Source organism: Pedobacter sp. 01N310 (genome assembly GCF_056399805.1).
In genome coordinates this window covers 152,293-167,803 of sequence record NZ_JBFTSB010000003.1, presented here as the reverse complement: position 1 = coordinate 167,803, position 15,511 = coordinate 152,293, and the positions used below count along the sequence as shown (strand labels likewise).

At 39.4% G+C, this 15,511-nt stretch carries 10 protein-coding genes; 7 read left to right on the top strand and 3 right to left on the bottom strand.

Annotated features, from left to right (window positions below):
- Positions 1-241 precede the first annotated feature (241 nt).
- The 3 genes from AC1DNH_RS08885 (at position 242) to AC1DNH_RS08875 (ending at position 6,385) form a co-directional block, all read left to right on the top strand.
- Positions 242-3,562: a glycoside hydrolase family 38 N-terminal domain-containing protein gene (locus tag AC1DNH_RS08885; RefSeq protein ID WP_477579735.1), complete on the top strand. Its 3,321-nt coding sequence runs from the start codon at positions 242-244 to the stop codon at positions 3,560-3,562.
- A 36-nt stretch (positions 3,563-3,598) separates the two neighbouring features.
- On the top strand, positions 3,599-5,944 hold the full coding sequence (locus AC1DNH_RS08880) for a hypothetical protein (protein WP_477579734.1): 2,346 nt from the start codon (positions 3,599-3,601) through the stop codon (positions 5,942-5,944).
- A gap of 189 nt (positions 5,945-6,133) precedes the next feature.
- Positions 6,134-6,385: a CPCC family cysteine-rich protein gene (locus AC1DNH_RS08875; RefSeq protein ID WP_477579732.1), complete on the top strand. Its 252-nt coding sequence runs from the start codon at positions 6,134-6,136 to the stop codon at positions 6,383-6,385.
- Positions 6,386-6,609: 224 nt separating this feature from the next.
- On the opposite strand, the gene AC1DNH_RS08870 is transcribed toward AC1DNH_RS08875, so the two are convergent.
- Positions 6,610-6,882: a DUF4242 domain-containing protein gene (locus AC1DNH_RS08870; protein WP_215132317.1), complete on the bottom strand. Its 273-nt coding sequence runs from the start codon at positions 6,880-6,882 to the stop codon at positions 6,610-6,612.
- A gap of 853 nt (positions 6,883-7,735) precedes the next feature.
- On the opposite strand from AC1DNH_RS08870, the gene AC1DNH_RS08865 reads away from it, so the two are divergent.
- The 4 genes from AC1DNH_RS08865 to AC1DNH_RS08850 all read left to right on the top strand — a co-directional run bounded on the left by AC1DNH_RS08865 (position 7,736) and on the right by AC1DNH_RS08850 (position 11,873).
- The gene (locus AC1DNH_RS08865) at positions 7,736-8,536 is read left to right on the top strand and encodes a DUF5694 domain-containing protein (RefSeq protein WP_477579730.1); all 801 of its coding nucleotides are present in this window, start codon (positions 7,736-7,738) and stop codon (positions 8,534-8,536) included.
- A 98-nt stretch (positions 8,537-8,634) separates the two neighbouring features.
- Positions 8,635-9,174, top strand: coding sequence for an NADPH-dependent FMN reductase (locus AC1DNH_RS08860; protein ID WP_477579728.1), 540 nt, complete (start codon positions 8,635-8,637; stop codon positions 9,172-9,174).
- A 1,187-nt stretch (positions 9,175-10,361) separates the two neighbouring features.
- Complete coding sequence (locus AC1DNH_RS08855) at positions 10,362-10,751, top strand: nuclear transport factor 2 family protein (RefSeq protein WP_057934925.1); 390 nt, start codon at positions 10,362-10,364, stop codon at positions 10,749-10,751.
- A gap of 327 nt (positions 10,752-11,078) precedes the next feature.
- Positions 11,079-11,873, top strand: coding sequence for a carbonic anhydrase (locus AC1DNH_RS08850; RefSeq protein WP_209435063.1), 795 nt, complete (start codon positions 11,079-11,081; stop codon positions 11,871-11,873).
- 161 nt (positions 11,874-12,034) lie between these two features.
- Here AC1DNH_RS08850 and AC1DNH_RS08845 read toward each other — a convergent pair whose 3' ends face one another.
- Positions 12,035-13,837, bottom strand: a complete 1,803-nt coding sequence (locus AC1DNH_RS08845; RefSeq protein WP_157258289.1) for a hypothetical protein — start codon at positions 13,835-13,837, stop codon at positions 12,035-12,037.
- Between the two features lie 2 nt (positions 13,838-13,839).
- Positions 13,840-15,510 (bottom strand): RagB/SusD family nutrient uptake outer membrane protein, encoded by a 1,671-nt coding sequence (locus AC1DNH_RS08840; protein WP_057934938.1) that lies wholly within the window; start codon positions 15,508-15,510, stop codon positions 13,840-13,842.
- Between the last annotated feature and the right edge of the window lies 1 nt (position 15,511).

Below are 15,511 nucleotides of genomic sequence, written 5' to 3'. Positions count from 1 at the left end.
ATGTTAACCCAAAAATTAAGTTACCTCTTGTACATTTTAACAAAACCTTTTGCAGGGTGATTTAATGGGAAGAGGGGATGTCAAACTGAAAGCGGTAGTTGATAAAAAAATAGAATAAATTTAAAAAGCACTAAAACCGAGTTTTTAAATTATATGAAGCCATCATGATTTTTCCAAAGCATAAATGGAGATGAATAAAATCATAACAGTTTCATCACCAATAAAAACAAATTTTATATAGATGAAAAAAATAGTAATAATTGCTGTTCTGCTAATAAATTGCATTCAAGCACAATCGCAGACTGCTGTTCCTTATTTTGGAAAAATAAATTGGGTTAATGGTTTTGCAAAAGAAATAAGTGGCGAAAACATCACTTACTTTTCGGCCTTTCCAGATTATGCCACAACAGCTTTGTTAACGCGGGTAACAGATGGTAAGAAAACCATCGAATGGGAAACGGCTAAAGTTCCTCAAAACAGCAAAGCAGATTATGTTTATTTCAGTTGGGTTGCCGCACATTCTACTGCGACCAGCAGCGGTAACCGCAATTTTGATTTATATGTAAACGATGAAAAACTGTTAACCTTTACCACAATACCAGGGAATAAAACACCTGACTGGATTTTTAAAACAGCTGATGGTTCTGCGCTGGTTTTTCAGCAAACTAAAAGAGATGGTGCCAATGATGCCCACGGACTGGCTTTCCTGCGCTTGCCAAAGAGTAAGGTAAAACCAGGGCAAGCAGTTCGGCTTAAAGTGGTTGGCCAGGCGCAGAATAGCAACGATTGGTATATGACCTTCAAATTTTCTTTTGAAGAAAAAGTAGACATCAATCCGATGCCATTTCTATTGAAAAACGGAAAACAGCCTATTGTATTAACCGCTTTGCACTTTGGAAAAGAGGAGCAGCTTAAGGTTAAAGTGAATAATAGTGAATCTTATTCTTTTATGATAAAAGATGGTGTAAACAATTTTGATATACCCGTAAATGCCGTAAAAAAAGATGATAGCGTGCAGATTTTAGCAATTTCGGCAGGGAAAACACTGGTTAATAAGTTTATAGCAATAAAATCGGTTGTTTACCGTGAGTTAAATTTTATACATCATTCCCATACCGATATTGGATATTCCCATCTTCAGCCCGAGGTTTTAAAAATCCACCTTAAAAATATCGACGACGCTTTGGAGATGATCGAAAAAACCAAAGATTATCCTGTTGAAGCAAAATTTAAATGGAATATAGAATCATTATGGGCAGTTGAAAATTACATGAAACAGGCTTCGCCAACTCAAAAAGAAAAATTTATTAAAGCGGTAAAAGAGGGTAGCATCTGTTTATCGGCCTTGTATGCCAATATCCTTACGGGTTTAAGCCAGCCTGAAGAAATGTTTCATTATACAGATTATGCGGCTCAACTCAGAAAAGAATTTGGCTTTAAAATCAACAGCGCCATGATTTCGGATATTCCGGGCTTTGCCTGGTCAACCGTAACCGCTTTATCTAAGGGAGGCGTAAAATATTTTTCGAGCGGGCCAAATTTTATGGGAGAAGACCACCCTTATCTGGGAGATAGGGCCGGATATTTTGTGAAAGCCTGGGGCGATAAACCTGTATGGTGGACATCGCCCTCAGGAGAAGAAAAAGTATTGTTCTGGACCGGCGCTAAAGGATATTCCTCTTGGCATGGAACATCAATAGGTGGTGTATTTGATCGTGGACCAAAAAAAATAGCCGCTTATTTAAAAGAACTTGCAGCCAAGAACTATCCATACGAAATGGTACAATGGAGATACAATATTGTGGCAGATAATGGACCCATTGATACCGGGATTTCGGACTTTGTAAAACAATGGAATGAGAAATATGCTTCCCCAAAAATTGTACTCAATACAACCGACAAGCTTTTTGAAACTTTTGATAAACGATACGGAGGACAGATACCGACTGTTAAAGGAGATATTAGTCCGTACTGGGAAGATGGGGCTGTTTCTACCGCTTTTGAAGAGGGGAAAAACAGGATCAATAGTTTGCGTCTGCAGCAATTAACAACACTCTATTCGATGCTGAATCCTAAGCAGTATGATGCACAAAAATTTTACAAGGCCTGGACGAACATTATCATGTTCCATGAGCATACCTGGGGTGCGCACAACAGCATCACCGAACCTGATGTGCCCTTTGTTACTGAACAGTGGCGTATTAAAAAACAATTTATGCTCGATGGAGATACACAGATCAATACTTTGGAAGAAAATTTACTGCAGCCATTAAGCGATCCACAGTCTAAAAAAATTGCGGTATTTAATACCTCATCCTGGAAACGGACCGGACCGGTCGTATTATCGGGAACTGTAGCAGGGCGATCGGTGAAAGATGCAGCTGGCAACAAAAAGCCATTGCAAAAACTAAGTAACGGAAATTATGTGTTTATGGCCGATGTAGCTGCTTTAGGTACTGCAACCTATGAAATTTCTGATGATGCACCAAGTACTTCAGCAAGCCAGTTTGCTGTCGCTGAAAATTCGATTTCGAACGGCAAAATCGGATTCACCTGGGATAAAGTAAACGGAAGTATTACAGGATTAAAAACACAAACTAATTTCAATTATGCGGGTGGTTTTAACAATCAGGGCCTAAATAGCTATTGGTATGTTCCGGGTATGGATCCGCGAGAGGCTGTAAGCAATGGGGATGTGAAGGTAAAAGTAATTGAGAACGGGCCTGTTGTTACCAAGGTGTCGATTGTTTCAGATGCACCAGGCGCCAATAAACTGGAAAGAATATTGTCTCTATATGCTGAGAGCGATGCGCTATTGATCGAGAATATTTTAGATAAAAAATCGGTGCGATCGAAAGAAGCAGTTCACTTCGGTTATCCCTTTGATGCTTCTTTAAGCGAGACTACTATCGATGCCGGTTATGGCAGCATGCGTTATTTAAAAGATCAGTTGCCAGGCTCCAATATGGATTATTTATATGGTAGGAGATGGGTGGATGTATCAAAGGCTGATAAAGGACTGCAATGGATGCTGCTTGAAATGCCGCTGATAGAACCAGGAAATATGATTGATGAGCGACAGACCATGCCACCAAAACATAAAGAATGGAAAAAAGAGGGACAACCAACTTCAACCTGGTTCAGTTATGTGATGAACAATTATTGGCATACCAATTACAAGGCCGATCAGGAAGGTGAGGTTCATTTTAAATATGCTTTGCGCCCACACAATATGGTGAACGATGTTGAAATGGAAAAAGCAGCAACCGAGTTTACACAGCCCTTAATTGCATTGCCAGTTAAAAAGGAACAAACACTCCCTGCAACACTTTTTGAATTAAGCAATCCGAAAATTGTAGTGACCAGCATTACACCCAATACCGATGGAACTTTTGTGGTGCGTTTGTTTAATCCCGAACAGTCTGTACAACAAACACAATTTGTGTGGAAAGCATTGCAAGCAAAATCCATCACTGAGCTAAAATCTGGCGAAAACAAACCAGCTGTTGCCAAAGTGACTTTAGCAGCGATGGGTGTTTCTGAATTTTTGTTGGGCCGGTAAATCGGTTATATCATACATTAAATTAATACTGAACAAATGAAAAGAAGAACCGTTATCGCCTTAATCTTTTTTATTCAATTTTTGAGTGCTTCGGCGCAGCAAATCAGTTTAAAAAGCGAAGGTTTGAATCTCAATCTGTCTCCAAAAGGACAGTTAATAGCCCTTTCGAACCCTATTTCTGGAAAAAATTACCTGGCAATGGGAGAGAAGGCTTCTTTATTACAGATCCGGGTAGGTAACGATTGGTATCAGCCCAACGAGGCCACTTTAAAATCAGGGATTCTTTCTTTGGTTTATCAGCCGGTAAAAATCACGGTACAGTTAAAAGTGCTTCAAAAGAAAACACATTTAACTTTCGAACTGATCAAAATTGATCTGAAAGACAAGGTAAATGCGGTAATCTGGGGACCGTATCCAACTGTTATCAACAAAACAATTGGCGAAGTTGTTGGTGTGGTGCGCGATGGGGAATATGCCATTGGTATCCAGGCTTTAAACCCTAAAACTGTTGGTGGTGTTTTAAATAGCTCAGAAGGTGCTAACGAATCGCGTGGTTCTACGGCAATTCCACAACCTTATGGCAGCAGCCTGCAGGCCTTTAGTTTAGATCGTTCGAAAGATAGAAAGCTAACCGTTTGGGGGCGCCCGGAAATGCCTGTAAAAGCGATTCCGAACGAGACAACACTAGGCAGCAAAATTGCACTTTTTGGATGCACTGAGCCTGAGGTTTTATCCCGCATAGGAGCAATCGAACTGGCAGAAGGCCTTCCACACGCACTTATTAACGGCGTTTGGTTCAAGCAATCGCCTGAAACTGGGAGGGCTTACCTGATTTCTGATTTTGATGAAAAAACTGTCGATGCCATGTTAGATTATACGCAGCAAGCAGGACTGGTTTCATTATACCATGAAGGGCCCTTCAAATCCTGGGGGCATTTTATTTTGGACCCAATTGCTTTTCCAAATGGAATTGCCGGAATGAAAACCTGTGTAGATAAAGCAGGTAAAAAAGGCATCCGCATTGGGGTACACACTTTAAGTACCTTTATCAATACCAACGATCCTTATGTATCACCAGTTCCTGACCAGCGCCTTTCGATGACAGGCTCATCAGTGTTGACAGAAAATGTAAGCGCAACCGCCACCGAAATACCTGTTGTTTCCGACCAGTATTTTAAAAATATTAAATCCAGTACGTTACATGCGGTAAAAATTGGAGACGAAATTATCCGTTTTAGAGAAGTTTCGGCAGAAGCGCCCTATAAATTATTGGATTGCCAGCGGGGAATGTACGGCACGAAAGCATCTGATCACCCGAAAGGTGAAATGGCAGGTATGCTGTTCGATTATCCCTATAATACCTTGTTTCCCAATTTTGAACTGCAACAGGAAATAGCCGGAAATTTGGGGCGTTTCTTTAATGAGACTGGTGTTTCGCATATGGATTTTGATGGACATGAAGGTTGTTTATCCGCAGGTGAAGGCGATTATGGTATGCAGATTTTTGCGGATAAGGTAATTAAGGATACCAAACATACCCTGGTAAACGGAACCAGCCGTTCCTATCACTACTACTGGCACCTTTGCCATTACTGGAACTGGGGAGAGCCCTGGTATGGCGGATTCCGCGAATCTCAGGGCGATTATCGTTTAGAAAACCAACCGTTTCTCGAACGTAATTATATGCCCAATATGTTGGGATGGTTTTTACTTTCCGCTACCACTACCGAAGAAGATATTGAATGGATGATGGCCAGGGCTGCGGGTTACAACGCAGGCTTTGCATTGGTAGCACGATATAAAAATCTTCAGAAAAATCCGAATACTGGTAAGTTACTTGCTTTAGTTAAGCTTTGGCAGGAAGCCTACAGATCGAAAATTTTCTCTGCCGATCAGATTACCCGGTTGAAAAATCCGGAGAACGATTTTCATCTCGAAAAAACAAACGAAAACTGGAAACTCTACCCGTTCAAGAAATACAAATTTGAGCATGAGAAAAAGGATCTTCAACCAGGAGAGCCTACTTTTTCTAAGTGGGAATTTACAAACAAAGAAGCGGAGCAACCCTTAAATTTTACCTTAACCTTTATGGGTAAAGAGGGAAGCATCAGTAACCCATGGATTGAAATTGATGGTTATTTCAAGTTGGAACTACCTGGCGAATATGAAGCCGGAAATTCTGTGGTTTGTGATGGAACCAGCATTAAAATGTACAACAAAAAAGGTGGTTTTGTTAAAGAAATTAGCTTAAAACAAGCTATTCCAAGCCTGAAACCTGGAAAACATACCATAAAATTTGATTGTCAGTTTCCTGAAGAAAAGGAGTTGACCAATAGATTTATTATTAAGACCATGAGCAGTGCCGAACTCATTTCGAAATAGGCGGTTCTTTTTCGTCTATCTCAAGATTAGGAGGTATTACTTATTGATCGGAATTCGCCATTTCCTTGCTTGCGTGCGCCTATGGACGTGTGGGGAATAAATAGATTTGTTGCTACCTTTAAGTTCAGGCAAGTAGCTAACTGGTTTGCTGTTAATTGCCAACGACAAGTTCATACATGGAAATAAATAATGGATACAGAAAATAAAATTAAATGTGCTTGTTGTGGTTTTTTTACGATCGAAAAGGATGCGATTTCAACGATCTGCCCAGTTTGTTTTTGGCATAAAGATTTTTATCAGGAGGAGCATATTGATGATGATGGAGGACCGAATTCAATTTCTTTGCGAGAGGCAAAAGTGAATTTTAAGTCTTTTGGGGTTATAGATAGAGAATTTTTAGATTTTGTAAGACCACCTAAAGAAGATGAGATTGAAGGATAAAGTAGATTTAGTATAGAATACAAGCGGGTATTTAATCAGCTTTTAAAATTAAGCTTTAAATAAACTAAAAATATCATGAAATATTTCGTCGTAGACCGGCTCTTTAACTGCTTTAGTTAGATGCTTTTTCTAAGTGATTGCATCAAAGCGCAAGTCAGGCTTTTGCTCAGGCTGGAGCACTAAGACTTGCGCTAGAATGTGTATTTACAGAAAATAATAATATTCTATTCCGCCGTTATCGGATCCATAAGGGCTGAAACCTTACTTATTGAATTTGCTGGGAATCCACCTTGTTTAGCATGTTCCAAGACCATTTGTTCATTTGGAGCATTGTAAATGCAATAGATCTTATTGTCTGTCACATAGCTGTTTACCCATTGTATTTGTGGCCCCATTTTGCTTAACACCTCGTTAGATGCTTTTGCAATTTCTTTTAATTGTTCCGCGGTTGATTTTCCTACTCCAGGAATTTCCCTTTCAATTACATACTTAGGCATGATAATAGTTTTTAAATTGTTTAAAAATTCAGTTAAATAGGGAGATTTATGGTTTGTGGCTGCAGGGGAAGCACTAGAAACCGGGGAGAAAATTCAGAATAGCTGCAGCTGAAATTCCAATACTTAAATTTACAAAAAAAATATCTGGTTTATGTGTTATCATAGTAATTTAACTAGGGATTTTGGGATTGATCTGGGATTTGGGCAAAATGCCATCCCTTGAAACGAGAAAAGCCTCAAGTCTTACGATTTAAGGCTTTTTATTTTTCTCTGGCGGGGAATCGGATTACCCACTACAACATCTACGGGAACTTTTCAGAATAATCAGGGAAATTTACAAGAATAAGAAGCGAATTGAAGATTATAAGAAAGGGCAAGAAGGAATTAGCTAAAGGATTTCCTGTTTCTGATCTGTAATCGACGTTTTAGATTTTTTTTTCAGATTATATTATCTAGTAGAGCATTCTAAGATTACTCTACCAGATAATTTTTTAGGGTGGTTACCCTTACTAGCGCGAGTCTTAGTGGGAGGCAGCTGGGTGGATGACTTGTGCATTCACTATATTTATCTAGCTGAGATTTTTTTTAGAGATTAATGTATTGATTTAACGAAATCCCAAGTCAGGCTTTTGCTAAGGCCGTGGGCGCTAAGACTTGCGCTAGACGGGTTTTTAACTTTTCATCTTATGCAACGAATTTAGCTAAAAATATCTCTATTTTTAGCTTCAAAAAAGTAACTTATAGTTCAAAGTATCCTTAAAAAGTTTTACTGATGCCATTTTATGGCTGGAATAACTAAGTTGGCGGCTATTAATACCGCAGAAACAAAAAAGTAACAATCAAAACAAAATATATGAAAATAATAACGTTAATTTTTGCTTTAACTTTTGGGCTTACAGCATTCGGACAGGCTCAGAAAACAAAAATTTTATTAATTGGAACTGTTCATTTTGAAACCCCACATACAGATCAATTTGAATTAAAAACGGACGATTTTCTTAGTGCTAAGCGACAAAGTGAATTAGAAGACTTAACTAATGCTCTATCTCAAACAAAAGCAACTAAAGTAATGATTGAAAGATCAGTTGAAAATCAACGTTCTAACGACAGTTTGTATAATTTATATTTAACAGATCATTATAAACTTACCGTTTCAGAAAGAGAACAAATTGGCTTTAGGCTAGCTAAAAAATTAAAATTAAATCATATAAATTGTATTGACAAATTTTATGGAATGTCACACGATAGCTTAATGGCTGCGACCGCAAAAGAAAATAAACAACTTTTTTTGCTAAAAGATTTAGGGACCAAGGCAAATTTAATGAAAAATGATTATGATAATCAATTGAAAAAAGGCACAATAAACGAAGTTTTAAAACACATAAATAAACCCGAAGAATTAAAAAAAAATTTATCACTTTATCTAAAATTTATGGCAAAGATTGGAGCAGGTAAAAATTTTGCAGGAGCAGAATATGTATCAGATTGGTATTTAAGAAATCTTGCTATTTATTCAAATATTATAAATCAAGTTGAACCTTCAGACAAATATGTTATTTTAATTTTTGGGCAAGGACACATTCCGGTATTAAAACATTTTTTAGAAAACAATGATAACTTTGATGTTGTGGAACTTAAGAGCGTATTGAAATAACAGCCGCTAAATGCCATCACCAAGTGGCGAAACGCTAGACACAATTGGCACAAAAGCTGATTATTTTCAAAATCTCATAACGTAATAAATATATAAAAATGAAAATTTTCGCATTTGCAGGAAGTAATTCTTCTACCTCTATTAACAAACAACTGGTAAAATTTGTATTGAAAAGTTTTGAAGGGAATGAAATTAATTTGATTGACCTTAACGATTATGCAATGCCTGTTTTTTCTGTAGATCTGGAAAAAAATGGATTCCCGGCAGCGGCACACCTATTTTTAAAGAATATTGAGGATTGTGATATTATCATATGTTCACTAGCAGAAAACAATCGCTCTTATAGTGCAGCATTCAAAAATACTTTCGACTGGGCTTCCCGGATTAATGTAAAAGTTTTTCAAAACAAACCGATGTTTCTGATGACTACTTCTCCGGGTGGGTTTGGCGGTGGAAATGTAATGGCAGAAGCGTCGAAGTTTTTTCCACAATTTGGAGCTGATATTAAAGAAGTCTTTTCATTGCCGAAGTTTTATGAAAATTTTGATGTCCATAATGGTGTTATAAATCAGGAATCATTGACTGAATTGAATACAAAAATCGAAAACTTCAAAATCCAGCTAGCAAACCCGTACTGATCTCAGTTGCTTTAATACTTTTAGATAACTATTCATCTTCTTATTCACCGAATCACTCAGCTATAAGATCGGAATTCGTGCGAAAATTGTAACTCCTTAAAATGCAAAAAGCCTGCTATCATACGATCTGCAGGCTTTTGTTGGTTTTTGAAACCATTTTGGCGGAGAGTGGGGGAACTGAACCCCAGCTTAAAATTCCGCTCTATGTGGTTTAAAAGACTCCTCTGATAACTGACTCACCGAATCACTCACCTGAATTTTCTTAACTGCAAATGCTATTAAGTAAAGATAGAAATTTTATAATTAAATTAAAAGTAGGCTTAATCAGTGATGTCAATAACACCACACATGGCTACTGGTTATACATTCTAGTAACCCTTTTTTCGATGGAACCGAAGGGAGTCGAACCTGTCCCTTTATCTGTTTGTAAATCAATTTATTGTGTATCTTTTTTTTGTTTAAGGTACCAAATACTCACCTCTATATTTTTGAATGCAAATTCTCAATTAAAGATAGAAAAATGGTTAAACATTTAAAAATCATTGGAACTTGGAACAATGGATAAATCCAACAAACTAAACTAAGTCAGAGTTTCTAAACTGGAATTTTGGCACTATGGGGAAACTAACTATTGATTGGTTACATGGCAGCCTTTCGATTTTGCAGTGCATTAATAACACCAACATTTTGACAATTAGGTTTATAATGTTTTAAGGTTAGTACTCCTGGAAAGGCCGTTATAGACGAAGCCCCAAGCGTTTAATGTATCGTTTATTGCGCGTAAAGTCAAGCGGCGAATTTTCGCCTCTCTATGCGCATTGTGAAGCGGTAGTAAACTTTGAAAAAGCACCGAAATAAGGTTGGAGGCCAGAATAGCAAAAGAAGATTTAATTGATATTTAATGGTCGATAATAAAGGTGTTCAGATGATAGATCGATGCTGAGGTGAGCCGTTTAAACATTGTTATTAATCCGTATAGTCAATCATTGGATTTTGAAGTTACTCAAATTGCGTAGCACAGGTTAGTTTCCTTAGCCAGCAGTTTGTATTCAACTGCATAATTATTTCTATTTTTTTTGATCTGATTACCAGTAAATCTAACCTTCAGGTAAGTACCGAACTAACCAGTAAGTACTTGTTCAATAGTAATATATAGCCTTACTTTACAAAAAAAAAACTTAAATATTATGATGCCGAAAGAAATTATTACTGCTTATTTGGAAGCCTTAGGTAAAGGCGATATAGGTGTTGCATTTTCATACTTTAGCACAGATGCACAGTGGCACCAGCCAGGATCGCATCAATTTGCTGGGCTAAAGACTGGTACCGAGGAAATCGGCAAAATGGTGGGTGGAATGATGGATGCTACCCAAGGTACCTTTGCCCTAAAACCGATCGGGAACTTGATGGTAAATGGCAATATGGCAGCCTTACCTGTTAACTTCACCGGTACCATCGAAGATCGGACTATGGATATGACAGGCGTAGACCTATTTGAGGTAAAAGATGGTAAGATCATAAATGTATGGTTGTTTTCTGATGATCAGGAACTTGAAAACACGTTCTGGGGAAAATAATGTGGTGCGCAATTTTACTAAGCCGCACTTTAAAGAGGGCATTTCTATTGAATGCCCTCTTTTAGCACATCCAAATTCATAGAGCTTTTATTTAGTGTGTGTTGCCAGAAGAATAGCTCTTGGGAGGCCAACTTTATTTGCCTATAGTTGGTCAAATTCTTTCTACTGATCCTATTCTTAAGCAACAATTGTGTATTAGCTAAAACCATAGATTTAATGTAACATTGTTGCGTCAAAAGACTCAAGTCTAACTGATAGATAACGGCTGTTAAGCATGTATGCTGTCGGTTTAACCACCAGACGTAAAAAAATAACTTATTACTTTAAATGAAAAACACGATTTTAAGCCTGAAAACAATCCTATTGGGATTGACTACATTATTTTACCTGCAGAATTCTGCATCTGCCCAGAATGTCAAATCAGCCACGCCCGTAAATGAAAAGCGATCAAAGACTGATACCATAAAATGGGACAATGACCATTACCTGGTCGACCGTGATTCTGCATTCAAAAATCCACTCCTTGCAATAAAAAAACTAATGGGAGGAAACAAAAGATTCGTCGAGAACAGATCTACCCGCCCTAGGCAAAGTGCAGAAACTATTAAAAAATTGGGCTTTGGACAAAAACCTTTTGCAACCATTGTAGGCTGTTCTGATTCGCGGGTTCCCAGCGAAGTGGTTTTTGATCAGGGGCTAGGTGATCTTTTTATCATAAGAACTGCCGGACAGGTTTCATCAGCAGCATCTTACGGCAGCATGGAGTATGCGGTACTTAAATTGTATACCCGCTTAATTGTGGTTTTGGGCCATTCAGAATGTGGCGCAGTAGCTGCTGCAGTAGAACGGCCGGAAAATGTTCCAGGCCATATAGTTACCTTGATAAATGAAATTAAACCGGCTGTGGCAAAAACCGCGAAAATGGCTGGAAACCCGTTGAATAATGCCGTGAGGCAAAATGTGATCGATCAGGTAAATGTATTAAGGGATTTAGATCCTATACTGCACAGCAAATATTCAAAAGGAGAAATTTTAATTGTAGGAGCTGTTTACGATGTTCATACAGGAAAAGTAGAATTTTTAAAAGAAACGATGCAGAACCTTCCCGGCAAAAAACGCTAAATAATCTAAGTTCGTTTACTTTATAAATACGGGAATATTCATAAGCCCCGAGGCGTACCTCGGGGCTTATCTAGATTTTTGAATCTTGACTTCGATTTCAGGACTTTAAGCTAGAAAACGATAACGGCCGCCTGGCTCAGGAATTACCGCTCATCTATTGATTATTGGTGTCGGAAAGGCAATTGGCTGAGTTTTCTCAATTTGTCAACCAATTCACCTATACTACCTTTCCTTTGGTTCCTGAAAGCAAGGTCCGTATATAGTGTTGCACAATACTTGCTTTTACTTTTTAAATTTTTCCATTCTGCCCAGAGCGAATCATAGTGCTTTATCGATCTATGGATTGCATCATTATCCATTTTTCCCTTGGCTTTCAATTTGTGGGCTTCCAGCATGAGGCGCCACATTTCTTCTATTACCTCAAATTTTATCCGTCCATAGGTACAAGAGACACGAACTGCTTCCTGATTTTCTGCATTTGGAAAGGTTATTTGATTGGATAAGCTTTCAATCTGCCTCCAGATGGCAGATGCTTCTGATTTTTCCCAAAGTACTTCTGGTTCTTTATGTTTTTCGATGATCTCTGCAATGACCTCCTCATTAGCTTTAGCAGAAAAATACTGGTCACGGCTCCACCAAACCTGGTTGGAGGCATAGCTGTTGAGCTGGCCCTTGCGCACTCCTTCAATAGTGAGTAGGTTCAGTTGTCGGAACAGATCTGCTTGATAACCTCGAAGGCCCAGTTTTTCGGAAAATTCGTTAAAAATTGCTTCCTCCGTTTTATCGGGATGTAGCGCCCATTGAGAAACCACGTAAGTGTTCAAATCCGTCCAGATTTCGCTTTTAGTGTAAGGACCGTCCCAACCTCCACCATTAGACCAGGTGAGCACCCCACTGAGCAGTCCGTTGCCCAACATGTCCCTGATACCTCTAGGCTTAGACCGATCGTTTTCTCTGCCTGTAAATTTATGGCTACCAAAGGCGATCTCGTATTTTGTTTCAGGCCAGCCATCAATAACGCCTTTGGCTGTATAATAAGGATGTGCACCCTTTCCATAAGCTTCCATCCTGGACTGTGCTTCTACAATCTGTTGATGATTTCCTATTCCTATCGTCGGATTGAAAGGCGTCATCCTATGGAAGTCATCCTGTTGATATTTGATCACAAAAATAAGGTTTGGATGGGGCTTTACTTGGTTGGTTACTGCCAGATAGTATTCCGGGTTGGTATGAAAGTTATATCCAAAGTCCCAGGTGCGGTAGAAAAGTTTTTTGTTCCGTTTTTCGCATACCTCCTCACGAAGTAAATTCAGCATCGTGATCTGGTCATCAATGCCTTCCTTACCGTTTCTGATGGGGCCACCGCCCATATGATAAGGAGTATCCTGTAAATAAGTCTCGCCAAAGCGAAGGGTGAGCCCTCCTAGGTCAGGGAACCTCTTGAAAATTCCGTCTATCTGAGCACGCAAAAGTTCCTGGGTCCGCCTGCTCTGCATATCTGGTTTTGCAGAACGTTCAGCCATTCCTCCTGTACCTTCTACTGTCCCGGGCCCCCTGATTTCTTTTCCAAACCGGTCCCAAACCGATTTTGGAAATACAATGAAATCCGTAAAAGGATAAACCTGGATCCCTGCTTTCTTGCAAGCCTGTAACTTACGGTCTATCTCGGCAGCTTTAGCTGTGATCCACTTTCTTTCCTGCCCTCCTAGAGGCAGTAGCCCCTTCTGATAATCATCATAAGTGATGGCACAGTTTACAAACCAATGGGTTACCATTCCATTGAAACCGTTTGCTTTCATAAACAAGGGGTCATTATACTTGGTCTTATACGGTTCTTCACCCGGATTGTTATGCACCATATCCATAATATACGTCAATGGGGCATGCCCGGTCTGGCTGTAAGCCTGTTTGCAAAATGCAAACAGGCACAGTAGTAGATAATATATGATTTTTGTTCTGAACATGGTTAGTAGCCCGGGTTTTGTGTTAGGATTGCATCCTTATTACGTTCGATCTCCCGCTGGGGAATAGGCCAAAGGTTATTGAATGGCTGAATGTTGGCAGCTAATGGATTTTTGGCAATATTTACGGTACGTTCATAGACCATATTAAGTCGCGACAGCGTCAGCCTGCGTTTCTCTTCAATCCCTAGTTCTCTCATCCTTTCATCCAGGATATAATTGATGGTAACATTGCCCTCCAACACAGGGCTGGCATTTGCACGAGAACGTATCGCGTTAATATCCTCAGCGGCTTTAGTTTTATCCTTAGTGCCCAGGTATGCCTCAGCGCGTATAAGATAGGTTTCTGCCAGTCGGAACATATATTGATCTGTGTAAGTGCCACCTGCTGCGGGGCTCAGTAATAGGGTAGCCTTATTTGAAAAAAGCCCATCGGGATGCTTTCCGGGAGTGGTGCATTTTGATTGGTAAGCGTAGAAAGCTCTGCTAGGAACGGTAACCCCGGTAGGAGGCGCTTCGGTTGAGACCGTTTTGCCAAAATAGGCCGTCTTACCTGGATCGTTATAAACGTACGTTCTAACAAAATTAAAATTTGAGTTGCGCATATCATTGTTAAAGTCACTTGCCCATATTGTATTTGAGAAATAGGTTGTGGATATTGCCCAACCGATTCCGCGCCCGCCGGTATAATCTGATACTGGCCATAGAAATGGCTTTGTACCATTGCTAAGTGTGACGTCCCTGATCAAGGGTGCAATCTGTCTTTCTAATCTGTAACTGCCTGCAATATCCGTTGCAGTGGAAGAGCCCCCGGGAATATCATTTTCAAATTGGATTACCCAGATGGATTCTTTGTTTCCACTTGTCCTGTTCTGGTTTTTCGGCCTGAATAGATCCCAATAAACGTCTCCTGGGTCTGTAGCCTGGGAGCCAAACCTGGTTTTCATCAAGGCCATGTTACTGTTGTTAATAACAAGGGAAGCAGTTGATACCGCATCATTGAACTGACCGGCAGCAAGATAAACCTCTGCCAGTAAGTGCTGCGCAGCAACATTACTGATTTGTCCCTCCTGCACAGTTGTGATGCCGGGAAGATTGCCAGCGGCAAACTTCAGGTCTTCAATAGATTGTTTTAGCACTTCCTCGCGGCTGGCCCGTACATAATCGGTCTTCGGGCTTGTCACCTGGTGCAATTCGATGGGCACCCCGCCATAGAGATAGGCAAGCGTGCGGTAGGCAAATCCCCTGAAGAACCTGGCATTGGCCTGAACGAAAGTTATATCATTACCCACTACCTGAGATGAACCTAACTTATCCAGAATGGTGTTGCTTTCTGAAATTATTTTGTATAAACGGCTCCAGTGGCTTACCAGATAAGTACTGGTAGGGTTCGTGGAGGTGGTGTAGTTACTAAAACGTTGTGGACCACTTGGCTGTCCGTCATACACCAGGTCAAGGCCATAGATATAATCAAAAGGGTTATTCTCATCCGAGGTATAAAACTCGGTACGCACAATGTTGTATATGTTGTAGATTGAAGCATTAAAATCCTTAAGGGTATTGAAGGAGTTTGTAGTACTTGTGAAGTCCAGGGGCTTTTCATCCAAAAACGCTCTTTTGCAAGAACCGGCCGTCAAGAATATAATTAAAACAAATATTTTTAGTGAATTTTTCATA